The 24,312-nt window shown below is 71.8% G+C and carries 25 protein-coding genes; 17 read left to right on the top strand and 8 right to left on the bottom strand.

What is annotated here, in order from left to right:
* Nucleotides 1-842: NAD-dependent epimerase/dehydratase family protein (locus ACFQ3T_RS13870; RefSeq protein ID WP_380723648.1), on the bottom strand; the 842-nt coding region annotated here is incomplete at its 3' end.
* A gap of 155 nt (nt 843-997) precedes the next feature.
* Between ACFQ3T_RS13870 and ACFQ3T_RS13875 the strand changes: the two genes are divergently transcribed.
* The 4 genes from ACFQ3T_RS13875 (at nt 998) to purL (ending at nt 4,944) form a co-directional block, all read left to right on the top strand.
* Nucleotides 998-1,540 (top strand): hypothetical protein, encoded by a 543-nt coding sequence (locus ACFQ3T_RS13875; RefSeq protein WP_380723649.1) that lies wholly within the window; start codon nt 998-1,000, stop codon nt 1,538-1,540.
* A 229-nt stretch (nt 1,541-1,769) separates the two neighbouring features.
* The gene (gene purS / locus ACFQ3T_RS13880) at nt 1,770-2,009 is read left to right on the top strand and encodes a phosphoribosylformylglycinamidine synthase subunit PurS (protein ID WP_033428368.1); all 240 of its coding nucleotides are present in this window, start codon (nt 1,770-1,772) and stop codon (nt 2,007-2,009) included.
* Nucleotides 2,006-2,677 carry a phosphoribosylformylglycinamidine synthase subunit PurQ gene (gene purQ / locus ACFQ3T_RS13885; protein WP_380723650.1) on the top strand — a complete coding sequence of 224 codons (672 nt, stop codon included), beginning with the start codon at nt 2,006-2,008 and terminating at the stop codon, nt 2,675-2,677. The genes purS and purQ overlap by 4 nt, the downstream gene beginning before the upstream one ends.
* Nucleotides 2,677-4,944 (top strand): phosphoribosylformylglycinamidine synthase subunit PurL, encoded by a 2,268-nt coding sequence (gene purL, locus ACFQ3T_RS13890; RefSeq protein WP_380723651.1) that lies wholly within the window; start codon nt 2,677-2,679, stop codon nt 4,942-4,944. The genes purQ and purL overlap by 1 nt, the downstream gene beginning before the upstream one ends.
* Before the next feature lie 64 nt (nt 4,945-5,008).
* Here purL and ACFQ3T_RS13895 read toward each other — a convergent pair whose 3' ends face one another.
* The 4 genes from ACFQ3T_RS13895 to ACFQ3T_RS13910 all read right to left on the bottom strand — a co-directional run bounded on the left by ACFQ3T_RS13895 (nt 5,009) and on the right by ACFQ3T_RS13910 (nt 9,116).
* Entirely contained in the window at nt 5,009-5,803 is a 795-nt protein-coding gene (locus tag ACFQ3T_RS13895; protein WP_380723652.1) for a lysozyme, read from the bottom strand.
* 340 nt (nt 5,804-6,143) lie between these two features.
* The gene (locus tag ACFQ3T_RS13900) at nt 6,144-6,989 is read right to left on the bottom strand and encodes an aldo/keto reductase (protein ID WP_380723653.1); all 846 of its coding nucleotides are present in this window, start codon (nt 6,987-6,989) and stop codon (nt 6,144-6,146) included.
* 44 nt (nt 6,990-7,033) lie between these two features.
* Nucleotides 7,034-7,999 (bottom strand): pentapeptide repeat-containing protein, encoded by a 966-nt coding sequence (locus ACFQ3T_RS13905; protein WP_380723654.1) that lies wholly within the window; start codon nt 7,997-7,999, stop codon nt 7,034-7,036.
* A 1-nt stretch (nt 8,000) separates the two neighbouring features.
* On the bottom strand, nt 8,001-9,116 hold the full coding sequence (locus tag ACFQ3T_RS13910) for a pentapeptide repeat-containing protein (protein ID WP_380723655.1): 1,116 nt from the start codon (nt 9,114-9,116) through the stop codon (nt 8,001-8,003).
* 146 nt (nt 9,117-9,262) lie between these two features.
* Between ACFQ3T_RS13910 and ACFQ3T_RS13915 the strand changes: the two genes are divergently transcribed.
* From ACFQ3T_RS13915 to ACFQ3T_RS13925, 3 genes are all read left to right on the top strand, one after another.
* Nucleotides 9,263-10,084, top strand: a complete 822-nt coding sequence (locus tag ACFQ3T_RS13915; protein ID WP_380723656.1) for an SAM-dependent methyltransferase — start codon at nt 9,263-9,265, stop codon at nt 10,082-10,084.
* A 96-nt stretch (nt 10,085-10,180) separates the two neighbouring features.
* Entirely contained in the window at nt 10,181-12,340 is a 2,160-nt protein-coding gene (locus ACFQ3T_RS13920; protein WP_380723657.1) for a putative bifunctional diguanylate cyclase/phosphodiesterase, read from the top strand.
* A 178-nt stretch (nt 12,341-12,518) separates the two neighbouring features.
* Nucleotides 12,519-12,953: a hypothetical protein gene (locus ACFQ3T_RS13925; RefSeq protein ID WP_380723658.1), complete on the top strand. Its 435-nt coding sequence runs from the start codon at nt 12,519-12,521 to the stop codon at nt 12,951-12,953.
* A gap of 30 nt (nt 12,954-12,983) precedes the next feature.
* Here the strand turns inward: ACFQ3T_RS13925 and ACFQ3T_RS13930 are convergent, their stop codons facing one another.
* Both ACFQ3T_RS13930 and ACFQ3T_RS13935 read right to left on the bottom strand, forming a co-directional pair.
* Nucleotides 12,984-14,006 (bottom strand): alcohol dehydrogenase catalytic domain-containing protein, encoded by a 1,023-nt coding sequence (locus ACFQ3T_RS13930; RefSeq protein ID WP_380723659.1) that lies wholly within the window; start codon nt 14,004-14,006, stop codon nt 12,984-12,986.
* Entirely contained in the window at nt 14,003-15,850 is a 1,848-nt protein-coding gene (locus ACFQ3T_RS13935; RefSeq protein WP_380723660.1) for a glycoside hydrolase family 15 protein, read from the bottom strand. The genes ACFQ3T_RS13930 and ACFQ3T_RS13935 overlap by 4 nt, the downstream gene beginning before the upstream one ends.
* Before the next feature lie 144 nt (nt 15,851-15,994).
* On the opposite strand from ACFQ3T_RS13935, the gene ACFQ3T_RS13940 reads away from it, so the two are divergent.
* From ACFQ3T_RS13940 to ACFQ3T_RS13985, 10 genes are all read left to right on the top strand, one after another.
* Nucleotides 15,995-16,597, top strand: a complete 603-nt coding sequence (locus ACFQ3T_RS13940; RefSeq protein ID WP_380723661.1) for a DUF3558 domain-containing protein — start codon at nt 15,995-15,997, stop codon at nt 16,595-16,597.
* 106 nt (nt 16,598-16,703) lie between these two features.
* Nucleotides 16,704-17,096 (top strand): transcriptional regulator, encoded by a 393-nt coding sequence (locus tag ACFQ3T_RS13945; RefSeq protein WP_380723662.1) that lies wholly within the window; start codon nt 16,704-16,706, stop codon nt 17,094-17,096.
* 34 nt (nt 17,097-17,130) lie between these two features.
* Nucleotides 17,131-18,372 (top strand): PPE domain-containing protein, encoded by a 1,242-nt coding sequence (locus ACFQ3T_RS13950; RefSeq protein WP_380723663.1) that lies wholly within the window; start codon nt 17,131-17,133, stop codon nt 18,370-18,372.
* A gap of 1 nt (nt 18,373) precedes the next feature.
* Nucleotides 18,374-19,141, top strand: a complete 768-nt coding sequence (locus ACFQ3T_RS13955) for an ESX secretion-associated protein EspG (protein ID WP_380723664.1) — start codon at nt 18,374-18,376, stop codon at nt 19,139-19,141.
* 103 nt (nt 19,142-19,244) lie between these two features.
* Entirely contained in the window at nt 19,245-19,778 is a 534-nt protein-coding gene (locus ACFQ3T_RS13960; protein ID WP_380723665.1) for an ESX secretion-associated protein EspG, read from the top strand.
* 38 nt (nt 19,779-19,816) lie between these two features.
* A complete protein-coding gene (locus tag ACFQ3T_RS13965; RefSeq protein ID WP_380723666.1) occupies nt 19,817-20,122 on the top strand; it encodes a hypothetical protein in 306 nt (101 codons plus the stop codon).
* A gap of 4 nt (nt 20,123-20,126) precedes the next feature.
* Nucleotides 20,127-21,299: a transglycosylase SLT domain-containing protein gene (locus ACFQ3T_RS13970; RefSeq protein WP_380723667.1), complete on the top strand. Its 1,173-nt coding sequence runs from the start codon at nt 20,127-20,129 to the stop codon at nt 21,297-21,299.
* Between the two features lie 218 nt (nt 21,300-21,517).
* A complete protein-coding gene (locus tag ACFQ3T_RS13975; RefSeq protein ID WP_380723668.1) occupies nt 21,518-22,672 on the top strand; it encodes a pyridoxal phosphate-dependent aminotransferase in 1,155 nt (384 codons plus the stop codon).
* A 67-nt stretch (nt 22,673-22,739) separates the two neighbouring features.
* Nucleotides 22,740-22,913 carry a hypothetical protein gene (locus ACFQ3T_RS13980; protein WP_380723669.1) on the top strand — a complete coding sequence of 58 codons (174 nt, stop codon included), beginning with the start codon at nt 22,740-22,742 and terminating at the stop codon, nt 22,911-22,913.
* 70 nt (nt 22,914-22,983) lie between these two features.
* Nucleotides 22,984-23,727 (top strand): potassium channel family protein, encoded by a 744-nt coding sequence (locus tag ACFQ3T_RS13985; protein WP_380723670.1) that lies wholly within the window; start codon nt 22,984-22,986, stop codon nt 23,725-23,727.
* Here ACFQ3T_RS13985 and ACFQ3T_RS13990 read toward each other — a convergent pair.
* A complete protein-coding gene (locus ACFQ3T_RS13990; protein WP_380723671.1) occupies nt 23,724-24,311 on the bottom strand; it encodes an HAD family hydrolase in 588 nt (195 codons plus the stop codon). The two genes, ACFQ3T_RS13985 and ACFQ3T_RS13990, sit on opposite strands and share 4 nt — an antisense overlap.
* Between the last annotated feature and the right edge of the window lies 1 nt (nt 24,312).

The following is a 24,312-nucleotide window of genomic DNA, read 5'->3' on the forward strand; positions in this document are numbered from 1 at the left end:
AGGCCGGCGGCGAGCGCGGGGCCCGCGTCGCGGAACATCAGCGCCCGGTGGCTCGGCGGCAGCCACAGCGGCAGCGACCGCGGCCCCGCCCACGGCGTGACCTCGTGCCGCTGGAGGACGTCGTCGGGGACGCGGACCAGTTGGGTGCCCTGCGGCGCCACCGCGCCCGCGATCTCGCCGAGGACCAGGGACAGCGGGTTGGCCGGCCCGATCGCGTCGTAGGTGCCGGTGACGCGCTGCTCGGCGGCGTCCACGATCCACGCGGCGAGGTCGCGCACGTCGACGTGCTGCGCGGGCTGGTCGGGCGCGTCGGGCACGGCGACCCGGCCACCCTTGGCCAGCCGGTTGACCCAGTACCCGAACCGGTCGCTCTTGTCGCCGGGGCCCGTGATCAGGCCCGCGCGGACGATGAACGCGTCGTCGCCGCGGGCGTCGCGCACGGCGTTCTCACTGGCCACCTTGATCGCGCCGTAGCGGTCGGGCGACATCGGCGCGTCGTGGTCGTCCTCCAGCGGGGCGAGCGTGGCCGTGCTGCCGGGCGTGGAGTGGTCGGCGTAGACCGAGCAGCTCGAGACGAACGTCCAGTGGTCGGCGGAAACCGATCTCAGCGCCCGCCGGACCCACGTCACGGACATGGTCGCCAGGTCCACGACCGCGTCGAAGCGGGCGCCCTCCAGCGGGCCCAGGTCGACGTCCCGGTCGACGACGACGTGCGTCGCGCCCGCGGGCGCCTGGCCGGACTGCCCGCGTGCCGCGCACACCACGTCGTGACCCCGCCCGACCGCCTCGGCGGCCGTCGCCTTGCCCAGGAAAACCGTGCCTCCGAGCACCAGGATGCGCATGATCCCCACCTTCCGTCCCCACCGGCCGCCCCGCCAGCCCGTCCGCGCAAGGCGAACGGGGGTGGTCCCAGCGGAGGCCGGGACCGGTGGGGCACGCGAACACACGTTCGGGCGGGATCGTTCCAGGTGGACGGGACGGGCGCCGATAGACCTCCGTGAGTGTGCACGTCTTCGTCGACGAATCCCGCCGCAACGACACGTACCTGCTCGCGGCGGCCATTGTGATCCCGTCGGACCTGCGCCGACTGCGCACCCTCCTGCGGGGACTGCTCCTGCCGGGCCAGCGCGAACTGCACTTCAAGAAGGAGACGCCGCAGCGGAGGAGGGCCGTCCTCTCGCAACTGTCGCAGGCCGGCGCCCGCGTCGCCGTCTACCGGCGGTCGTGCTCGGAGGGGCCGGAAGCCGCCCGGCAGGCATGCCTGGCCCGGCTGACCGCCGACGTGCTGGAGCTGAACGCGAGCCGGCTGGCGCTGGACTCGCGCGAAGATCGCGACGTCCTCGACGTGCGCACGATCCGGGCCGGGCTGGGCAAGTTCCCCAGGGCCGCCCTGCTGGCCTACGAGCACCTGAACGCCGTCTCGGAACCGCTGATCTGGATCGCCGACGCGGTCGCGTGGTCCTACGGGGCCGGCGGTGACTGGGCGCGGCGCGTGGAGGGGATCGTCGTACGGATCGTCCGCCTCGACGAATCGCCCTAGACAGCGCGAAACCCAGCCGTCGACCGTCCGGACGTTGGCTGGGCCCACTTCCTCGGCCTACGAGGCCTTGGCGAGACCCAGATTACCAGACACCCACCCGAGATGACCTTGTCACGATCGGGTGATCCGAGGTGAACGTGTGCCGCCCACCACCTGTGAAGTTGATGAACACCCAGGTCAGGTAGGCTCTGCGAGTACCGCCAGCCCTCCTAGCTTGGAGCAGCCTGTCGTGGCCCGAGTCGTCGTCGACGTCATGCCGAAGCCCGAAATCCTCGACCCGCAAGGACAGGCGGTGGCCAACGCGCTGCCCCGTCTCGGGTTCGACGGAATCACCAGTGTCCGCCAGGGCAAGCACTTCGAGCTGGAGGTCGCCGACGACGTCGACGACGCCACGCTCGCGAAGATCGCCGAGACGTTCCTCGCCAACCCGGTCATCGAGGACTGGGTCGTGAGGCGGGTCGAGGCATGAGGGTCGGTGTGATCACCTTCCCCGGCACCCTCGACGACGTCGACGCGGCCCGCGCGGTCGAGTACGCGGGCGGGGAGGCGGTCAAGCTCTGGCACGCCGACCACGACCTGAAGAACGTCGACGCGGTCATCGTGCCCGGTGGGTTCTCCTACGGCGACTACCTGCGCTGCGGCGCGATCGCCCGGTTCGCCCCCGTCATGCAGGAAGTGGTGGACGCGGCGAAGAAGGGCATGCCGGTCCTCGGCATCTGCAACGGCTTCCAGATCCTGTGCGAGGCTCACCTGCTGCCCGGCGCGTTGATCCGCAACCACAAGCTGCACTTCGTGTGCCGCGACCAGTGGTTGAAGGTCGAGAACAACGCGACCGCGTGGACGTCCCGGTACGACCAGGGCGCCGAGATCCTCGTGCCGCTGAAGTCGGGCGAGGGCGGCTACCAGGCCGACCGGTCCACCCTGGACGAGCTGGAGGGCGAGGGCCGGGTCGTGTTCCGCTACGTCGGGGAGAACCCGAACGGCTCGCGCAACGACATCGCCGGCATCACGAGCGCCAACGGCCGCGTCGTCGGCCTCATGCCGCACCCGGAGCACGCGATCGACGCGCTCACCGGCCCCACGGACGACGGCCTCGGCATGTTCCTGTCCCTCGTCGACTCGGTGGTGAAGGCCTGATGACCGTCGACACCGTCAAGAACGCGGAGAACACGCCCGACCAGGAGCAGCCCTACAAGGAGCTGGGCCTGAAGGACGACGAGTACGCCCGCATCAAGGAGATCCTGGGCCGCCGCCCCACGGACGCCGAGCTGGCCATGTACTCGGTGATGTGGAGCGAGCACTGCTCCTACAAGTCGTCCAAGGTGCACCTGAAGTACTTCAGCGAGACGACCACCGACGAGATGCGCGAGAAGATGCTGGCGGGCATCGGCGAGAACGCGGGCGTGGTCGACATCGGCGACGGCTGGGCGATCACGTTCAAGGCCGAGAGCCACAACCACCCGTCCTACGTCGAGCCGTACCAGGGCGCGGCGACGGGCGTGGGCGGCATCGTGCGCGACATCCTGGCGATGGGCGCGCGCCCGCTGGCCGTGATGGACCCGCTGCGGTTCGGGCCGGCCGACGCGCCGGACACCCGCCGCGTGCTGCCGGGCATCGTCGCGGGCGTCGGCGGCTACGGCAACTGCCTGGGCCTGCCGAACATCGGCGGCGAGGTCGTGTTCGACGCGACCTACGCGGGCAACCCGCTGGTCAACGCCCTGTGCGTGGGGGCGATGCGGGTCGAGGACCTGCACCTGGCGCACGCCTCGGGCACCGGCAACAAGGTCATCCTGTTCGGCGCGCGGACGGGTCTGGACGGCATCGGCGGCGTGTCCGTGCTGGCGTCCGAGACGTTCGACGACTCGGCGGGCGCGGGCAAGCGCAAGAAGCTGCCGAGCGTGCAGGTGGGCGACCCGTTCACCGAGAAGGTCCTGATCGAGTGCTGCCTGGAGCTGTTCGCCGAGCGGATCGTCGTCGGCATCCAGGACCTGGGCGGCGCGGGCCTGGCCTGCGCGACGTCGGAGCTGGCCAGCGCCGGTGACGGCGGCATGCACGTCTACCTCGACCGGGTTCCGCTGCGCGCCACCGGCATGACGCCGGCGGAGATCCTGTCCAGCGAGTCGCAGGAGCGCATGTGCGCGGTCGTGCGGCCGGAGGACCTGGACGCGTTCATGGCGGTCTGCGCGAAGTGGGACGTCATCGCGACCGAGATCGGCGAGGTCACCGAGGGCGACCGGCTGGTGATCACGTGGCACGACGAGGTCGTGCTGGACGTGCCGCCGCGCACCGTCGCGCACGAGGGCCCGGTGTACGACCGGCCGATCGAGCGCCCGGCCGACCAGGACGCGCTGCAGGCCGACACCCCCGACCGGCTGCCCAAGCCGGCGAAGGACGAGCTGCTCGACCTGGTCAAGACGATGGCGGCGTCGCCGAACCTGGCGTCGAAGCGGTGGGTCACGCAGCAGTACGACCGGTACGTGCGCGGTGGCACGGTGCTCGCGCAGCCGTCCGACTCGGGCATGATCCGGATCGACGAGTCGACCAACCGCGGCGTGGCGCTGTCCACCGACTGCAACGGCCGCTACACCAAGCTGGACCCGTACGCGGGCGCGCAGCTGGCGCTGGCCGAGGCCTACCGGAACGTGGCCACGACGGGCGCGACGCCGGTCGCCGTCACGAACTGCCTGAACTTCGGCTCGCCGGAGGACCCGGCGGTGATGTGGCAGTTCGAGCAGGCCGTGAAGGGCCTCGCGGACGGGTGCGTCGAGCTGGGCATCCCGGTGACCGGCGGCAACGTCAGCTTCTACAACCAGACCGGTTCGACGGCGATCCTGCCGACGCCGGTCGTGGGCGTGCTGGGCGTGATCGACGACGTCCGCCGCCGCATCCCGACCGGGATCGGCGCGGAGGCCGGCGAGACGCTGCTGCTGCTCGGCGAGACGCGCGAGGAGTTCGGCGGCTCGGAGTGGGCGCACGTCGTGCATGGGCACCTGGGCGGCCTGCCGCCGAAGGTGGACCTGGCGCGGGAGAAGCTGCTGGGCGAGGTGCTGGTGGCGGGTTCGCGCGACGGCATGCTGTCCGCCGCGCACGACCTGTCCGACGGCGGCCTGGCGCAGGCGCTCGTGGAGACGTGCCTGATCGGCGAGGTCGGCGCGCGGGTGTTCCTCGACGGCGACCTGTTCACCGAGCTGTTCAGCGAGTCGACGGCCCGCGTGCTGGTGGCCGTGCCGCGCACGGAGGAGCTGCGGTTCACGGACATGTGCACCGCGCGCGGCCTGCCGTGGCGCAAGGTCGGCGTGGTGGACCCCGAGTCCGACGCCCTGGAGATCCAGGAGCTGGGCTCGCTGCCGCTGGCCGAGCTGCGCGAGGCGTGGGAGGGCACCCTCCCCGCGCTGTTCGACTGACGTGGGTGGTGGCCGGCCGGGGTGCGGAGTCCCCCGGCCGGCCACCGTCACCCGCGGGCGGACGTCAGCCGTTCGCCAGCGCCTGGAGGCGGTCGTAGGCGCCGTTGAACTGGTTCTGGTCGATCGGCGAGGACGAGTACTGCCAGAACGTGTAGATCGACCACGCGTACGGCAGCGTGCCGACGGTGGACGAGTAGCGGGCGACCCACAGCGGGTTGGTGGAGCTGAAGTCGCCGCTGACGCACTGGTTCCACCAGCTGGTCGACGTGTAGATGACCGGCCAGCGGGACGTGCGGGCGTGGTAGCGGTCGCTGAACGCCCTGATCCACGAGGTCATGCTGGCCTTGCTGAGCCCGTAGCAGGTGGAGCCGTACGGGTTGTACTCCATGTCCAGCGCGCCGGGCAGGGTCTTGCCGTCGCGGGACCAGCCGCCGCCGTTGTTGACGAAGTAGTCGGCCTGGGCGGTGCCGGTGGACCGGTCGGGCAGCGCGAAGTGGTAGGCGCCGCGGATCATGCCGATGTTGTAGGAACCGTTGTACTGCTGGGCGAAGTACGGGTTGCGGTAGCCGGTGCTCTCGGTCGCCTTGACGTAGGCGAACCGCTTGCCCTGGCCCCACCAGTAGGCCCAGTCGACGTTGCCCTGGTGGCCGCTGACGTCGATGCCGTACACGACGGCCTGGGCGCTCGGGTCGGTGTTGATGACGATGCGCTGGTCGCCGCGCCCCTCGTGCTTGGCGATCTGCGAACCCATGGCGTGGTCCTCGACCACCGGTTCGGCCTGGGCGGTGCCCGTTAAGGCGACCAGCCCCAGGCTGATGGTGGCGAGGAGAGCGGTGGCGGAGCGTGCGAACGTGTTCATCGGTGACTCCTTGAGCCAGTGCAGGGTGTTGACTCGATGGGCAGTGTGCTGCACCGCTAACCAATTGGCCAGGGTTCCCGTGAATTAGTCACGAAGACGGAGCAACACGTCTACCCGAGTGCGATCCCGCGCGACTGCTCGTCGTTGCCGTTGAAGGGGTTCCGGTCGCCGGGGGAGCGCCCGGCCGCGTGCCACCGCCAGTCCCACCCGCGTGGAACAGCCGAGGACGTCGGCGTGCGCTGACGGGTGTGCGTCGCCATCCACACCCCCGTTCGGTCCGCGGTGCCGGCACGTCTGCCTGATCGTGCGGCCATCCGCGCCGTTCCGCATCCGGGGGACGTCACCCGTCCAGACGCGCCAGGTCCTCCTCGGACAGCTCGAGGTGCACGGCGTCGGCCGAGTCGGAGATGCTCGCGGGCCGCGACGAGCCGGGGATCGGCACCACCTGCGGCGCCTTGGCGAGCATCCACGCCAGGCACACCTGCTGCGGGCTGACCCCGTGCGCGCGGCCGACCTCGGAGAACGCGGCGAACCGCGCGCCCAGCTCACCGGCCGAGCCGATGCCGCCCAGCGGGCTCCACGGCAGGAACGCGATGTCCAGCTCGGCGCACAGCTCCAGCTCCGGCTCGCTGGACCGGAACGCGGGCGAGAACTGGTTCTGCACGCTCGCCAGCCGGCCGCCCAGCACCTCGTTCGCCTCCCGGATCTGCGCCGGGTCGAAGTTCGACACGCCCGCGAGCCGGATCTTGCCCTCGTCCAGCAGCTCGGCCAGCGCGCCCACCGACTCGGCGGTCGGCACGTCCGGGTCGGGCCGGTGGAACTGGTACAGGTCGATCGCGTCCACGCCGAGCCGGCGCAACGACGCCTCGCACGCCGACTTCAGGTACTCGGGCCGCCCGTTCAGGCCCCAGCCGCCGCCGGGGGTGCGGGTGTGGCCGCCCTTGGTGGCGACCATGACGCCGTCGACGCCCTTCAGCGCCTCGGCGATCAGCTCCTCGTTGTGCCCGAAGTCGCGGTCGTCGGCCGAGTACGCGTCCGCGGTGTCGATCAGCGTCACGCCCTTGTCGAGCGCCGTGCGGATCGTCTCCAGGGCTTGGGCGCGCTCGGGGCGGCTGTCCAGCGACATCGGCATCGCGCCCAGGCCGATGGCGCTGACCTCGACTCCTCCGATCCGGCGGGTGAGCATTCCGCGTACCTCCGTGTGTGGTCGGTGCTCCGGACGGTCCGGTGTCAGTCTTGCCGCACCGGGTCCTGGAGGCCGGCCGGGACGTGGCCGGCGCCGGTCAGCCGCCACCCGGTCGGGTCGACGCGGAACGCGGTGTCGGCCAGCACCTCGAGGGCGCCGACCTGCTGCTCCGGCGGCTTCGGCGTCACGTGCAGGAACGTGCCGACGGCCGCGCCCGAGAGGTTCAGCTCGCCGTGGAACGCGGTGTCCTGCAGCGAGAGGCCGCCGTGGAACCTCGCCGCCCGGAAGTCCGCGCGGCCGTGGAACGCCGCGCCGGAGAACAGCGCGGGCTTGCTCAGCGAGACCTCGCGGAACGCGGTGATCCCGTAGAACTGGGCCCGCCGCGCGACGAGCCGGCCGAACCGGCGGCCCTCCAGCCGGAAGTGCACGAGCTTCGCGCCGGTCAGGTCGAGGTGGTACTGGGACTCGTCCGGGTCGCCGCCCCACGGCAGGAGGTCCGTGATCAGCCGTTGCGCGGTCATCCGGACCGTCATCTCGTGGTCCTGCTCGGGCGCCACGTCCCGCTCGGGCTTGCCGAAGAACGCCTGGTCGGGGTCCTCCGGCTTCTCGTCGATGGAGCCGTGATCGAACGGCCGGCGGAGGTAGGCGCACAGCACGCTCAGCACCGTCTGCTTGTACCTCGGCGTCGTCTGGGCGAGGCCCGCGAGCACGTGCATCGCGCCCACCCGCACCTGGTCGGCCTCGTTGCCGAGCAGTTCGACGGCGCGGGCGAACCGCTCGTCGGCGACCTTCTCGCTCTCCAGCTCGTGCCGCGCCTCCTCGGTGCGCCGCCGCCGGTCGTTCAGCCACAGCGCGTACAGCGCGACGATCGCGCCGCCCGCCAGCCCGCCGGTCTTGATCGCCTCCGCCTTCGGCTGCCTCGGGTCGACCAGCAGCAGGACCGCCGTCGTCGTCACCGCCACCAGGACCGAGGCGAGCACGCTCGCCACCAGCAACCCGCGTCCCCGCACGTCAGCTCCTGACCAGTCCGGCGCCGCCCTCGCGGCGCTCCACCACCCAGCCGTCGGGCAGCGCGTTCTCGTGCTCCAGCGACACGTGCATGCCGTGCGTGCGGGCCACCGCCGGTCGGGCGAGCGCCAGGTTGACGCCGGCCTCGAACCTGGCCTTCTCGAAGTCGATCGGCCGGGCGAACTCGCAGCCCTCGAAGTTCACCCGACCGAGGAACCGCGACTCGGCGAACTTGTTGCCGCCGAGGAACCTCGTCCCGGCGAAGTCCACGGTCTGGGCGGCGCTGAACCGGCTGAACCACGCGTCGCCGTGGAAGACCACGTGGTGCAGGTACAGCCGGCCGGGGCTGGTCGCGGCGGTGAAGTAGGCGTTGCCGTGGACGACGGTGTGGTGGAACGAGTTCGACTCGATCAGCCTGGCCGAGCGCAGCAGCAGCCCGCCGACCTGGCGCCGGGACAGGTCGAAGTACTCGAGGTAGGCCCTGGTCAGGTCGAGGTTGTAGCGGGGCGCGTCCGGGACGTCGGCCGGCGGCAGCAGGTCGGCGATCAACCGCTGCGCGGTGAGCCGCACCTCCAGCTCGCGCTCGTCGCGGTCCAGGCCGCCGTCGTCGAGCTCCTCCACCTCGAACGGCCGCCGCAGGTAGGCGCACAGCACGTCGAGCACGGTCTGGGCGTACTCCGCCCGCGAGCGCGCCAGGCCCGCCAGGGCGTGCATCGCGCCCACCCGGACCTGCTCCGCTTCGTGACCGAGCAATTCAACCGATCGGGCGAATCGTTCGTCGGCGACCCGCGACCGGTCGTGTTCGGCCCGCGCGTCCTCCAACCGCTGCCGGGCCACCTCGACGAGCTGCCGGTCCTCGTCGGTCCGCCGCCGCCGGTCGTTCAGCCAGAGCGCGTACAGCGCCACGATCGCGCCGCCCGCGAGGCCGCCGGTCTTGATCGCCTCGTTCTTCGGCGCACCGGGGTCTACCAGGAACAACCAGCCGGTGACCAGCAGGAACGCGCCGATGGAACCGGTGAGCGTCGGCAGCAGGAGGCTGCGCTCGCGCCGGTGCCGGACCACCAGCAGCACGGCGGCGGCCACCACGACGACCGCCCCGACGATCCACACGTGCTTCACAAGGCGGTCATTCTTCACGGTGATCAGTTCGGCGGAGGGCGATTCGGAACTCGCGGCAGACGGACGGTGTGCTAACTCACCGGATTGGCCCATGATGTGGGGGTCACCGCAACGGTGGGACACGAGTGGACGTCGAGGAGAGAACGGTGGACGGCGTGGAGCGGCCTACCTGGGCCCCGGGCGACATCGACCTGGGCCGCCCGAGCATCGCGCGGGTCTACGACTACTGGCTGGGCGGTGCGCACAACTTCGCCATCGACCGCGCCGTGGGCGACAAGGTCCTCGCGGACGTGCCGGTGCTCAAGAGCATCATCCTCAACCACCGGGCGTTCCTGCGGCGCGCGGTGCGGTACATGCTGGCGCGGGGCGTCCGCCAGTTCCTCGACCTGGGCTCGGGCATCCCGACCGTGGGCAACGTCCACGAGATCGCCCAGGCCACCGACCCCGGCGCCCGCGTGGTGTACGTCGACATCGACCCGGTCGCGGTCGCCCACAGCCGGGCCATCCTGACCGGGAACGAGCTGGTCGGCGTGCTGCAGACGGACGTGCGGGACGCCCAGCGCGTGCTGAAGTCGCCCGAGGTGGAGGGCCTGCTCGACTTCGACCGGCCGATCGGCGTGCTCATGGTCGCGCTGCTGCACTTCGTGCCGGACGCCGAGAACCCCGGCGGGATCGTCGCCGACTACCGGGACGCCCTGCCGTCCGGCAGCTACCTGGCGATCTCGCACGCCGGGTACGAGGAAGGCGAGTGGGACCCGGCGTGGGACGACGCCAAGAAGGTCTACAACAAGGGCGTCAGCGAGATGTGCTTCCGGCCCAAGCGCGAGGTGCAGGCCCTGTTCGACGGGTTCGAGCTGGTCGAGCCGGGGGTGGCCCGCTTGCCGCTGTGGCACCCGGAGTCGCCGGACGACGTGGACGAGGGCGCCGCGCACTTCCTCAGCTTCGGTGGCGTCGGGCGGAGGCCCTGATGAACGGCCGGGAAGCCGATCCCACGGACGGCGCAGCTGTCGACCTCGGTCGGCGACCGGCCGTATCCTCTCGGTTGTGGCGGTAGGCCGGCGGACATGACGGAACAGGTTGACCATCGGGTGGCAGCACCGGGCCGATCGAACCTCGACCCCGCCGTACTGGCCGGGGCGGAGGCGTTCGCCCGCACCTGGGCCACCGCGGTGATCGGCAGCAGCTACGTTCCCATGACCAGGGCCGAGGTCGCCGAGCACCTCCAGGCGTTGACCGAGGTGCTGGTCCACGCGCTGCACGCCAGCCCGTTCCGCACCGCGCCCGGCTACGAGATCGGCGCCCGCCTGGTCGAGGCGCACTTCACCGGCACCGACACGCTCGGCCGCACCGTGCAGCTGCTCGGCGACGACCTGCTCGGCGAGCTGGGCATCCCGCCGGACGAGCTGATGCGGTCGCGGCTGGCGGCGTTGCAGGGCGCGCTGGCCGCCGGGTACGCCCGCGCGCTGCGGGAGCGGACGCTGGCCGAGCAGGAGGCGATCCGCGCGGCCGTGCTGGACGCCCGTGACCAGGCCGAAGCCGCTCTGCGCGCGTCCGAGGCGCGGTTCCGGGCGATGTTCACCGAGGCCGCGATCGGCATCGGCATCGCGGACATCGAGGGCCGCATCCTCGACGTGAACCAGGCGTTGCAGGACATGCTGGGGTTCAGCGTCGAGGAGATGCGGCAGTACAACATCCGCGACCTGATGCACCCCGAGGACGGCGGCAGCGTCTGGCGGCTGTACGACCAGCTCACCGCGGGCGAGTGCGACCACTACCGGGCCGAGAAGCGGTTCCGCCGCGCCGACGGCGAGCAGGTGTGGACCCACCTCACCCTGTCGCTGGTGCGCGACGACCACGGCCACCCGCAGTACCAGGTGGCGATGATCGAGGACGTCACCGACCGCCACCTGCTGCAGAACCGACTGCGCTACCAGGCGTTGCACGACCCGCTGACCGGCCTGCCGAACCGGGCGCTGTTCCTGGAACGCCTCGGCCGCGTGTTCAACAACCGCGCCCGGCAGCGGGCCGGCCTCTGCTACCTGGACCTCGACGGGTTCAAGGTGATCAACGACAGCCTCGGCCACGACATCGGCGACCAGCTCCTGGTCGAGGTCGGCCGGCGGCTGGACCACTCGGTGTCCGGCGAGGGCAAGCTGGTGGCCCGGATGGGCGGCGACGAGTTCGTCATCCTGGTCGAGGGCTCGCAGGACACGCAGGACATCGTGGACGTCGCCGACCGCGTGCTGCGCGAGCTGGAGTCGCCGATCCGCATCGGCGGGCACGAGCTGACGGTGTCCGCGTCGATCGGCATCGTGGAGCGGGCGCTGGCCGGCACCACGGCCGCCGACCTGATGCGCGACGCCGACATCACGCTGTACTGGGCGAAGGCCGACGGCAAGTCGCGCTGGGCGCTGTACAACCCGGAGCGCAACGCCAAGGAGGTCGCGCGGTTCACGTTGTCCGCGACGATGCCGGCGGCGTTGGAGCGGGACGAGTTCTACGTGGACTACCAGCCGCTGGTGCGGCTGGAGGACAGCACGGTCGTGGGCGTCGAGGCCCTGGTCCGGTGGCAGCACCCGGAGTTCGGGCGGCTCGCGCCGGACCGGTTCATCGAGCTGGCCGAGGAGACCGGGCTGATCGTGCCGCTGGGCCGGTGGGTGCTGCGCAAGGCGTGCGAGCAGGCGCGGCGGTGGCTGGAGGAGTTCGGCGACGCGGCGCCGTTCGTCAGCGTGAACCTGGCCGTGCGGCAGTCGCGCGACCCGGAGCTGGTGCGGGACGTGAAGCGCATCCTGGACGAGTGCGCGCTGCCGCCGCACCACCTCCAGCTGGAGCTGACCGAGAGCGCGATCATGGGCACCGCCGACGAGCCGCTGGAGGCGCTGCGGGCGTTGTCGGACATGGGCGTGCGGATCGCGATCGACGACTTCGGCACCGGCTACTCGAACCTGGCGTACCTGAAGCACCTGCCGGTGCACGAGCTGAAGATCGCGGGCTCGTTCATGGAAGGCCTGCGCGCGGCGGACGAGGAGGACGCGGTGGACGTCCAGATCGTCTCGACGCTGGTCCAGCTGGCGCACGCGTTGCAGCTCGGCGTCACCGCGGAGGGCGTGGAGACGCCGGCGCAGGCCAAGCGCCTGCACCGGATCGGCTGCGACACCGGCCAGGGCTGGTTCTTCGCGAAGCCGATGAAACCGGAGTCGATCGACGAACTCCTCCGCCGCTAGGCGCCCTTCCGCACTTTTCGGGGTGGCGGTGCTCCGATCTTCACTCTTTCGAGTTAAACGGGAGCATCGCCTTGTGCTCACGGTAATCGGCGAGCACGCTTGACCGAGCGGTGAAAACGCACATCAACGGGGGCGACCGGTCGGTCGGTCGGCGGTGGGTCGTGTAAGGCCGAAATTCTTGCCGTTCACCTTGTCGGAACTCCCCGTCGGTGCTCACGATGCCCGATTCACGGAGGATGTGGGGGCAATGGACATTATCAACGCACGATTGACGGCTTCGCAGAACGGCGACCGGTGGACGCTCGTGACCAGCGTCACCGAGACGTTCACCCCGCAGGAGATCAGCGCGGGCTGGGAGTTCGAGGACTGGGCGTCCGTCTGGGAGTGGGACGACTCCGACCACGACTTCATCACGAACTTCGGCGTGACCAGATTCCGTCCGGCCTCGTTGAGGGAATCATTCTCGTGGACCTGGTCGAACGTGCCCGGAGATGTGCTCGACACGGAACTGGGCGGTGAAGAAATTCGCGTGCAGGTGTTCCTCCGGAATTTCTCGACCGGCTCCGCGGCGATCCACCGGTTCACCCCGATCCTGCAGATCTCGCCCGGCTAGGTCACGCCGGCCGCGTCAGCTCACGCCGCGTCACGTCAGGTCGACGACCACCTTCACGTCGTCCTCCTCCTTGGCCAGCGCGTCCGTGAACCGGTCGAGCGGCAGGCGGCGGGTGATCAGGCCGTGCAGCCACGGGCGGCTGGCCTCGGACAGCGCCTCGGCGGCCGCGCGGTAGTCGGGCAGGCCCGCGTTGACCGTGCCGACGACGGTCCTGTTGCCCATCACGATCCCGTCGAACACGCTCGGGTCCAGCGGCACGGGGTCGTGCTCGCCCGCGATGCCCGCCAGCACGGTCACGGACGCGCGGCGCGCGCACTCCCAGATCAGCGGCGCCACGCCGGTGCACTCGACGGCCACGTCGACGTCGGCGGTGACCTTGGCGAGGTCGGAGTAGTACGTCGCGCCCAACGTGGTGACCAGGTCGGGCTTGCGGCCGTCGGTGACCCGGTCGACCACGTGCACCTCCAGGCCCCGCTGCACGCCCAGCAACGCCGCCAGCAGCCCGATCGGCCCCGCGCCGGTGATCAGCACCGACCGGACGGGCAGGTGGGACCGCTCGGCGGCGGCCGACGCCCGGGCCCACGCCTTCGCCACCACCGACGCGGGCTCGGTCAGCACGCCCGCGTCGCCGAGCGTCGGGTCGAGCTTGACCGCGAACTTCGGCGGCACGGTCCACCGCTGCATCCCGTAGCCGTCCAGCTCCTTGATGCCGCGCTCGGTGTACTTGCCGTTGCGGCAGAAGTCCCACGCGTCCACCGCGCACGCCGCGCACGGCTCGGGGTCGGGCCGGCGCACCACGCCCGCGACCAGGTCGCCGGGCGCGAACTCCGGCGTGGGGCTGCTGATCACCCGGCCGAGCGACTCGTGGAACGGCACGATGGCATCGCGGCCGGGCGGCAGCACGCCGAACCCGTCGCGGATGATCTCCACGTCCGTGCCGCACATGCCCACCAGCAGGCCCTCGACCAGCAGTTCGCCCGGCCGGTCCGGGTCGGGCCGGTCCACCACCCGCGACGCCTCCGGCCGGCCGGGCACGACCTCCGCCGCCCTCACGCCGCACCGCCCCGGTGCCGCTCGTCGCGCGTGTGGCCGCCGTGCAGCACGGCCGCGCTGTTCACCAGCGCCAGGTGGCTGAACGCCTGCGGGAAGTTGCCGCACATCCGCCCCGTGCCCGCGTCGTACTCCTCCGCCAACAACCCCACGTCGTTGCACAGGTCGACCAGCCGGTCGTACATCGCCAGCGCCTCCTCGCGTCGCCCGGCCAACGCCAGCGCGTCGACGTACCAGAACGAGCACGCCAGGAAGCTTCCCTCCACACCGGCCAACCCGTCCACTTCGGACTCGCCGACGCCGGTCTCGTACCGGTCCACCAGGTCGCCCCGCTTGAGCACGCCCGCGATGGCGTCGATCGTGCCGAGCACCCGCGGGTCGTCGCCGGGCAGGAAGCCCACCGCCGGGATCAGCAACGTGGCCGCGTCCAGCTCCGTGCCGCCGTAGTACTGGGTGAACGCGCCCAGCGACTCGTTCCAGCCCTTCGCCAGCACCTCCGCGTGCACGGTGTCGCGCAGCTCGCGCCACCGGGCCACCGGTCCGGGCAGGCCGAACTCCTCCACCGCCCGCACCGCCCGGTCGAACGCCACCCACAGCATCACCCGCGAGTGCGTGAAGTGCCGGTCCGGCCCGCGCACCTCCCACAGCCCCTTGTCGGGCCGCTCCCACACCTTCTCCAGGTGCCGCATCATGCCGCGCTGCATGGCCCACGAGTCCGGCGTCTCGCCCAGCCCGCGCTCCCGCGCCAGGTGCAGGGCGTCCATCACCTCGCCGTACACGTCGAGCTGCAGCTGCCGGTAGGCCGCGTTACCGATCCGGACCGGCCGCGCGCCCCGGTAGCCCGGCAGCCAGTCCACCTCCCACTCGACCAGGTGCCGCTCGCCGCCGATCCCGTACATGATCTGGAGGTCCGCCGGATCGCCCGCGACGGCGCGCAGCAGCCACTTCCGCCACGCCAGCGCCTCGTCCGTGCAGCCGAAGTTGTCCAGCGCCAGCAACGTGAACGTCGCGTCGCGCAGCCAGCAGTACCGGTAGTCCCAGTTGCGCTCGCCGCCGAACGTCTCCGGCAGCGACGTCGTCGGCGCGGCCACGATCCCGCCGGTCGGCGCGTACGACAGGCCCTTCAGCGTGATCAGCGACCGCCGCACGACGTCGGCGTGCGGCCCGTCGTACCCGATCCGGGACGACCAGGCGAGCCAGAACGCCTCCGACCGCGCCACCTCGGACAGCGCGTCCACCGGCGCGGGCGGCTCGTCGGGCGAGTAGGCGAACTCCATCACCCAGGACAGCCGCTCGCCGGCGGAGACCGTGAACACCGCCTCGTGCGCCCGCTCGCCCGGCACCCGGTACGGCAGGCGGTCGCCGTACAGCGCGACGGCGGACGGCCCGGCCACCGCGAGCACGCACTCCTGCCCGTCCCGCTCCGCGCGCCGCACCCACGGCACCGAGTCGGCGTAGGCGAACCGCAGCACCCACCGCAACGTCATCTCGACCTGCCCGGACACGCCCTCCACCACCCGCACCACACGGGTGTCGGCGTCCCAGTGGTCCTGCTCCGGCGGCATGGTGTCGATCAGCCGCACGGCGCCGTCGACGGTCTCGAACTCGGTCTCCAGCACCAGGCTGCCGTCCCGGTAGGACCGCCGCACCGACACCACCTCGCCGGTCGGCGCGATCCGCCAGTGGCCGTCGTCCTCGGTGCCGAGCAGCCGCGAGAAGCACGACGGCGAGTCGAACCGCGGCATGCACAGCCAGTCGATCGACCCGTCCACCCCCACCAGTGCCGCCGTCCTCAAGTCCGACAGCAGCGCGTAGTCCTCGATCCGTCCCGGTCCGGTGTCTCCCACCCCGACGAGGCTACGGTCCCGCGCCGCGCCGTGCGCATCGTGAAGGCGGCGTCGCGCGGGCGGCCCGGCGCGATCTTCGCTTCCTCCCCGCCGGTTCCGCGGCAATCGACCTTGTGGGTGACCCCGATCCGATACGTTGGCCCCATGCGCCGTGTCGTGCCGCTCATCGCCGTCCTGGCCCTGCTCGGGGGCTGTTCGCAGACCACGGACGGGTCCGCGACCCCCGGCGACTCCGGGTCCACGTCCACCGGGCGGACGTCCGGGTCGGACGAGCCGACGGGCTCGCGCGAGCCGTCCGGGCAGCCGTCGGAGCAGCAGTCGAAGCGCCCGAAGACGATCGACATCTCGGCGCTCGACCCGTGCACGCTGTTGACCGACGCCCAGCGCGCGGAGTTCGGCATGGACCGCCCGCCGCGGCTGGAGGACGAGGCCGACAAGCCGGGGTGCAGCCTCAGCCGCGAGGACCGCAAGTTCTCCATCGGCATCTACCTCAGCCGCACCCAGGGCATCGAGGTCTACACCGACCCGCCCCGGCCCGGCGCGACGACGTTGGAGGTCGGCGGCTTCCCCGCGGTGATGGTGGAGGCGGACACCAGCCTCGGCCTCGGCTGCTCGATGATCCTCGACGTGGCGGACGGCAAGTCCGTCGACGTGATCGCCCACAGCCTCGGCGACACCGACGTGAAGGGCCTGTGCCAGGTCGTGCAGCCCATCGCGGGCGCCGTGATGGCGAACCTGAACAAGTAGAACTACCTCTTCGCAGAGGGAACCGCTGACCCGCGTCACGCATCAGAGCTAAAGTCGTCCCGGATGCACACGCTGGGGTTTGTGCAGCACTGAGGAGGGGTGTGCCGTGTTCATCGCGGATGGTGGTGGTGGGGGATCGACGCCTGCGACGCTGCCCGACTACAGCGGGTCGCAGCGGAAGCTGAGCGTCGAGCCCTCGGCGATCCCCGCCACTCGCAAGGTGTTCTCGGACGCGCTGGACAAGCTCGACGAGAAGTTGACGCGGGTGTTCGGCCAGCTGGAGGCCAGGGCGTGGGCGGGCGACCCGGTCAGCTCGGAGACCGCGGAGCGGTTCAACCAGCGCACGTTCCAGGAGGGCGACTCGGCCGGTCTGGCGGCCCTCAAGGCATACCGCGAGCAGCTCAAGGGCGTGGTGGACCAGCTCACCGCGATCGAGGCCGACTACCGGCGCGTCGAAGGCGACAACACCGCGTCCTGGGGACGCGTCAACAACGGCTGACCTGTGACCAACGCACCCGAGGGGGGCGAGCACGATGGGTGATCACCGCTGGCGCGGGTATACCCACCCCGATCTGCACCGCATGATCAACGAGGGGCCGGGCGTGGCCGCGTCCCGTCCGCTCGAGGACTCCTGGAAGGCGTTGTCGGAGACGCTGACCGACATCGACGCCTCCATCCAGGACGGTCTGGCCAAGCTCGGCGCGAGCTGGGAGGGCGAGACGGCCGACCAGACCACCACCGCGCTGTCGCCCCTCGCCGCGTGGGCCGCCGACGCCCAGCAGGGCTCCAGCACGATGGAGACGTCCGCCCAGCTCCAGGGCGAGTACATCGTGGACGCCCGCAAGGAGATGCCCGAGCCGGTCCCGGTCACCACCGAGGCGCCGTCCACCGGGGACAAGGTCCTCGGCGCGCTGGGCGGCCCGTTCGGCATGATGCACGTCATCCAGCAGCAGCAGGACCACGAGCGGCAGGAAGCGGCGCAGGACAACGCCGAGGCCAAGGCCGTCGAGGTGATGAACAACTACCAGTCCAGCAGCGAGTGGAACGCCGACACGCTGGGCACGTTCGTCCCGCCGCCGAAGGTCGTCATCGACACCCCGCCGCCGGCCGGCGCGGGTGAGTACAACAACACGACCGTGAACCCGACCACCACGCCGACGTGGACGCCGCCGCCGTCGGAGAGCGGCACCACGAAGACGTCGTGGGCGCCGCCGCCGACCGGCACCCCGGTCGCGCCGCCGCCGACGTTCACCGGCCCGACCGGCACGACCGGCACCACGCACACCTCGTGGGTGCAGCCGCCGACCGGCACGCCGACCCCCGTGCCGCCGCCGGTCAACCCGCCCGTGAACACGCCGGTCAAGCCGCCCGTCATCGGCACGCCGCCGATGTGGACGCCGCCCAAGCCGCCGACCACGACCACCTCGGTCCCGCCGAGGGGTCCGTCCGTGCCCACCGGTCCCGGTCGTCCCGGCGTGCCGACCGGTCGCGTCCCGGGCATGCCCGGCGCGTTGACCGGCAAGCCCGGCATCTCGGCGACGATCGGCGCCATCGACCCCGACGAGCGGGTGGCCGGGCGCGGCGCGGCGGGTGCCGCGGGCGTCAAGGCCGGTGCGGGCGCGTCGATGCTGCAGCCCGCCGCGTCCGCCAAGGGCGGTCCGGGCGAGGAGGACGGCGAGCACGTCCGCAAGTACGGCGTCGACTCCGACGACGTGTTCGGTGACGAGCGGATGGTCGTCCAGTCGGTCATCGGCGACGAGCCCGAGAAGAAGTGAAGTGAGCGGCACGGTTGTCCTGTCGACGCTCGAGTTCGACGTCGCGTGGGAGGGGGAACGGCTCGCCCGGCGCAACGTCGCGCTCGACGTGCCGAGCCCCGGCACCACGCACACCGAGCGGGCCGTGCTGGTCGACCAGGCGTGGGAGTCGCTGGCGGCGCGCGGGTTGGCCGGGAACCGGCGGTTGACGCCGGAGCTGGCCGACGCGTTCGCGCTGCTGGCGAACCCGCAGGTGTCGATCGACCTCTGGATCTGGGTGGACCGCCGCAAGATCAAAGGCCTGGCGGCGGCCTCCGGTGACGAGGGCATGCTCGCCGTCGTGGACGGCGACGAGGTGTGGTTGATCCAGTCGCGGGCGAGCGCGCTGGCCGAGGCCGCGGTGTCGGTCGCCGGTGAGGTGCCCGCCGGGTACGGGCGGTCGATCAGCCTGCCGAACGACGTGCTGCGCGCGGCGTCCGACGAGGCCGGTCGGGACGCGGAGAAGCTGGTTCTCGCGCTGGAGCGGCACGGGTTGGCGCTGCACGAGGCGCAGGAGCTCGCCGGCATGTGCGACGGGATGAGCACCCGCGGCCAGTTCGGCGCGGAACGCGCGCAGCGCGGCGGTCCGCCCGCCCGCGCCGGACGCGTCGTCGCCTGGCACGACACGCCGTCCGGCCGCTACCTGCACCAGGTCCGGCCCAGTTCGGACGGTCGCAACTGGAGCACCATCACCCCGATCGACAACGCCCGGCTCGCCGGCTGCGTGTGGGAGTTGCTGCAAGAGGTCTGAGTTCACCACCCGATACGGAACCCGGACGTCTTCCGCGACGTCAGTTCGGGTGCGGGCCTGGGGGGCCGGAGCAATGCCCGCCGTCGTCCGGGAGTGACGTCTGGTGACCAATGCGACCCTCAGCGCCACCGCGTTCCGCACCGCGTGGGAACACCTCGACCTCGGCGCGATGCCGATCGTCCTGCACGTCCAGGACGATCCCGCGCCGTGGAGCCACCTGACCGCCCAGGGCCTCGCCCGCGGCGGCGAGCTCGACCCGTGGCTGGGCGCGGCGTTCAAGCTCATCGCCTACCCGCCGCGTTCGGCGGACCTCCGGTTGGGGATCGGCCGGTCCGCCGTGCGGGCGTTGGCCGCGTCCGCCGGCGGCAACGGCTCGGTGGTCGCCGTGCTGACCCGCGACCTGCTCACGGTGCGCGAGGTGGCCGCCGACCTGCCGACCGCGATGGTCGCGCTGCTGCCGAGACTGCCGGACGGCCGGGTCGGCGGGCCGGACCTGCGCGGCCAGTTCGGCGCCGCCGCCACCGACCGCGGCGGGCGGCGCAGACGTGCGGCGGACGTCGTCGACTTCCACGGCCCGGTCGACCCGGACGTGCTGCGGGCGCGGGTCGCCGCGCTGCTGGACGAATTCCCGGCATAGTCGGGGTGTGATCAACGGTTTCCCCCTACAGTCGGGGAATGGCGGTCACGAAGTTCAACGCCGAGGCGATGGAGCACTGCCGGAGCACGGTCGGCACGCAGGCGGGGCAATTCGGCGCGGTGGGTGACGGGTTCTCCGGTCATTACGCCGATCCGGGCATCTTCGGTGAACTGGCGAGTTCGGGCGCGCTTTCCGCGGCGGCGTCCGAACTCGACCGGAAGGCGGGCGCCGAGTTCGCCGCCGCCGAGTCGCTGCTCGGGAAGGTGGAGCGCGCGATCGACGCGGTGCAGCAGTCCGTGGTCGACGTGGAGGCCGCCAACGTGGACTCCTTCCGGGTGGTGTGAGCTGATGGGAGCGGTGGACGAGGTCGCGGGCCTGCCCGGCGGGCAGGCCGTGGCGCGACTCGCGGAGAAGGTGGCCACGGCTCGGCCGGACGCGGTGAAGGAGATCGCGAACCGGTGGAAGCAGGCCGCGACGAAGGCCGCCGAATGCGGCAACGCGGTGCGGCAGTCGGTCGTGCGGTTGGACGGCGCGTGGCAGGGCGGGTCGGCTGACGGATTCGTCGCGTACATGGACGGATTCGCCAAGAGCGGGAATTCGCTGACCGACGCTGTGACGGCGGCGGCCGGTGATGTCGAGGCCGCCGCGGTGGCGTTGGAATCGGCGAAGTCGTCGGTCGAGCGGATTTGCGAGAACCTCCTCAGCCGGGTGCGGCAACTGCGCCGCGACGCCCACGGCATGCCGCAGGAGGACGTCGACTCCGCCATCCGGGGCATGTGCGCGGAGGCGGCGGCCGACGCCCAGCCCGTGATCGACCAGGCCGAGGAGGCCCTCGGCGCGGCTCTGGGTGCGTTGAAGGGCCGGCCGGGTTCGATCACGCCCGCGTTCTCGACCATGGCGGAGCCCGACGCCCAACCCTTCACGCCCGCGCCCGGTAAGCCGATCGAGTGGCTGCCCAGCCCCGAGCCGGCGGGGGCGGGCGGCACGACCGCGCCGTCGTCCACGGACTCGCAGCGCCCAGGCGCCACCCAGTCCGGCCCGCCCCAAGGCGGTCCGTCCCCGTCGGGCTCCCCCGGCGGTTCGTCCGGCGGCGAGACCGGCGGCGGTGGTGGCGGAGGTGGCCTGGGGCCCAGCGGCGGCCCGCCCCTCAGCGGCCCGCCACCCGGCAACGTCGAGGAGTGGATTCGCGAGGCGATCCGCATCCTCCAGGCCAACGGCATCCCGGTCACCGAGGACTACATCGACGAGATCTGGACGATCATCGAGAAGGAGTCGGGCGGCAACCCGCACGCCCTCAACGACTGGGACTCGAACGCCGCGAAGGGCACCCCGTCGAAGGGGTTGATGCAGTGCATCGACCCGACGTTCCAGGCGCACAAGCTGCCGGGGCACGACGACATCTGGAATCCGGTCGACAACATCATCGCCGGCGTCCGCTACACCTTCTCCCGCTACGGAGGCTTCGACGGCCACCCGGGCCTGAAGTCGATGGCGGGCGGAGGCGGCTACCAGGGTTACTAGCCGACCGGACCCGGCAGGCCACCAACCCGGCGGGCCGGCAACCCAGCTGGCCGGCGGGTAGGGCGTTGGGCTGGGTCTGGTGGCGTGCCCGCAGGTGGGCGGCGGGGCTGCGTGCGCTGGGTGCGGGTGGATCGGTGGCGGGAGTGAGGGCAGGGGTCCTGGTTCGGTAGGTGGTGGGGTGGGTTGGGGACCTGGGTCGGTCCATTAGCCTGACCTGCATGGTTGGGGTTGCTGCTCGGGCTGATGTGCCTCCGTTCCACGTCATGGAGGTGCTGTCTGCCGCGGCACGGCGGCAGCGCGTGGTGGGGGACGTCGTCTCCCTCGCGGCCGGGCAGCCGTCCAGCCCTGCCCCCGGCCCCGTGCTGGAGGCGGCGGCGCGTGCGCTGCGCGAGCAGACGTTGGGCTACACCGAGCAGCTCGGCATCGTCGAGCTCCGGGAGGCCCTGGCCGGGCACTACGAGCGGCAGTACGGGCTGGACGTGTCGGCCGACGACCTCGTGGTGACCACCGGCTCGTCGGGCGCGTTCCTGTTGGCGTTCCTCGCTTCCTTCGAGGCCGGCGACCGGGTGGCGCTCGCCCGCCCCGGCTACCCGGCCTACCGGAACATCCTGCGCGCGCTGGGGTGCGAGGTGGTCGAGCTGCCGTGCGGGCCGGAGACCCGCTTCCAGCCCACGGTGGCGATGCTGGACGAGGTGGGGCCGCTCGACGGGCTCGTGGTCGCCAGTCCCGCCAATCCGACCGGCACGGTGCTGGCGCCGGACGAGCTGGCCGGGTTGGCCGCGTGGTGCGGCGAGCACGGCGTCCGGCTGGTCAGCGACGAGATCTACCACGGGATCAGCTACGGGTCGCCCCTCGCCTGCGCGTGGGAGACGTCGCGGGACTCCATCGTGGTCAACTCCTTCTCCAAGGCCTTCGCCATGACGGGGTGGCGGTTGGGGTGGATGCTGCTGCCGCCGGACCTGCGCCAGGCGGTGGACCGGCTGACCGGCAACTTCACGCTGTGCCCGCCGGCGCTGGCCCAGCACGCGGCCGTCGCGGCGTTCGAGCCCGAGTCGTACGCGCAGACCGAGCGCCTGGTCGAGGGCTACCGGCACAACCGGGACGTGCTGCTGAAGGGCCTGGCCGACCTCGGCATCGAGAAGGTGGCCCCCGCCGACGGCGCCTTCTACGCCTACGCCGACGTCTCGCACCTCACCGACGACTCGATGGACTTCTGCCGCCGCCTGCTGGACGACACGGGCGTCGCGATCGTGCCGGGCATCGACTTCGACCCCGTGCGCGGGCACGAGTTCATCCGGATGTCCTTCGCCGGGGCCGCCCACGACATCGAGGAAGCCCTGCGGCGGATCGGGCCCTGGTTGTCATCACCATGATGACGTTTGTACTCCCGATCCGGCCGCCGCGGGGGAACTGATCGTCGAAGCCACTCGTTCGGGTGGCATGGTGCGGATAATCCTGTGGCTGCTCGCGGCCTGGCTCGTGATCACCGTGGCCGGCGCGGTCATCAAGGGCGTCTTCTGGCTCGCGATCGTCGGCGGCGTGCTGTTCCTCGGCACGGCCGCGTACGGCGCGATCAAGAGCAGCAAGCGCCCGAAGGGCATCAAGGGGCCGTGATTCGGCCCTGACGACCACCCAGGCGTCCCGCGAGCTGGAAAAACACCGACCCGACCCGCACTATGGGTCGGTGTTCGAGACCGATGAACGCCGCCTCGCCCACTGGGAGCGGCGCGCCGAGTGGCCGCTGACGGGCCTCGCCGTCCTCTTCGTGGTGGCGTACGCCTGGCAGGTCCTCGACGACCGCGCGACGCCCGGCCTGCACACCGTGCTGGAGGTGGTCCTCTGGCTGGTCTGGCTGGTGTTCGCGGTCGACTACGTCGCCCGCTTCACGCTCGCCGGCGACAAGCGCAAGTTCTTCGTCAGCCACCTGTTCGACCTGCTCGCGGTCATCCTGCCGATGGTCCGCCAGCTGCGCGTGCTGCGGCTGATCACCGTCCTGAAGCTGCTCAACCACCGGTTCGCGGGCAAGTTCCGGCAACGCGTCGGCGTCTACGCGGCCGGCGTGACGGTCCTCGTCGGGCTGTGCGCGTCACTGGCCGTGTTGGACGCGGAGCGCCACCACCCCGACGCCACCATCACCACGTTCGGCGACGCGACGTGGTGGACGCTCACCACGATCTCCACCGTCGGTTACGGCGACCGCTACCCCGTCACCTGGGAGGGGCGCCTGGTCGCCGCGCTGCTCATGATCGGCGGCATCGCCCTGCTCGGCGTCATCACCGGCACGATCGCCTCCTGGCTGGTCGAGCGGCTCAGCGGCGTCGAGGACACGGTGGCGGAAGCCGAGCAGGTGACGCTGGCCGAGCTGCGCCTCGTCCGGGAGGAGCTGGCCCAGCTGCGCGCGGAACTGCGCGCCACCGACCGGGGCTAGGCGGACAGGTCCAGCACCTCCCGGGCGTGGAGCGCGCCCTGCCACCGCACGCCGGACAGCCCCGCCGCGATCGCGCCGTCGACGTTGACCTGCCGGTCGTCGAAGAACACGCAGTCGCCCGGCGCCACCCCGATCCGCTCCGCCAACGCGGTGAAGATCCGCGGGTCCGGCTTGGCGACGCCCAGGTCGCCGGAGAACACGAGGTGCCGGAAGTGCCTGGTCCACGGCTCGCGCTCGGCGGTCCGCGCGAACGACACCGGCGCGTTGGACAGCAACGCCAGCGGCACGCCGCCCGCCGCCAGCTCCTCGATCAACGCCACCACCGCCGGGTCGACCCGCAGCCACCCGCGCGTGTCGACCTCGGTCAACCGCGCGGCCAGCGCCGCGTCCACCGGCACGCCCACCGCCGCGCCGACCGCGCGCCAGTAGTCCACGTCGGACTGGCCGCGGTCGTACGCGTCCCGCGCGCCCCAGTAGCCCCGCGCGAACTCCTCCACCGGCGCCCCGAGGAGCGCCGCCAGCGACGGCAGCTCCCCGGTCGGCTCGCTGATCACCTCGCCGTAGTCGAACACCACCCAGCGCACG

The sequence above is a fragment of the Saccharothrix hoggarensis genome, assembly GCF_042678885.1.
In the GTDB taxonomy this organism is placed as follows: domain Bacteria; phylum Actinomycetota; class Actinomycetes; order Mycobacteriales; family Pseudonocardiaceae; genus Actinosynnema; species Actinosynnema hoggarensis.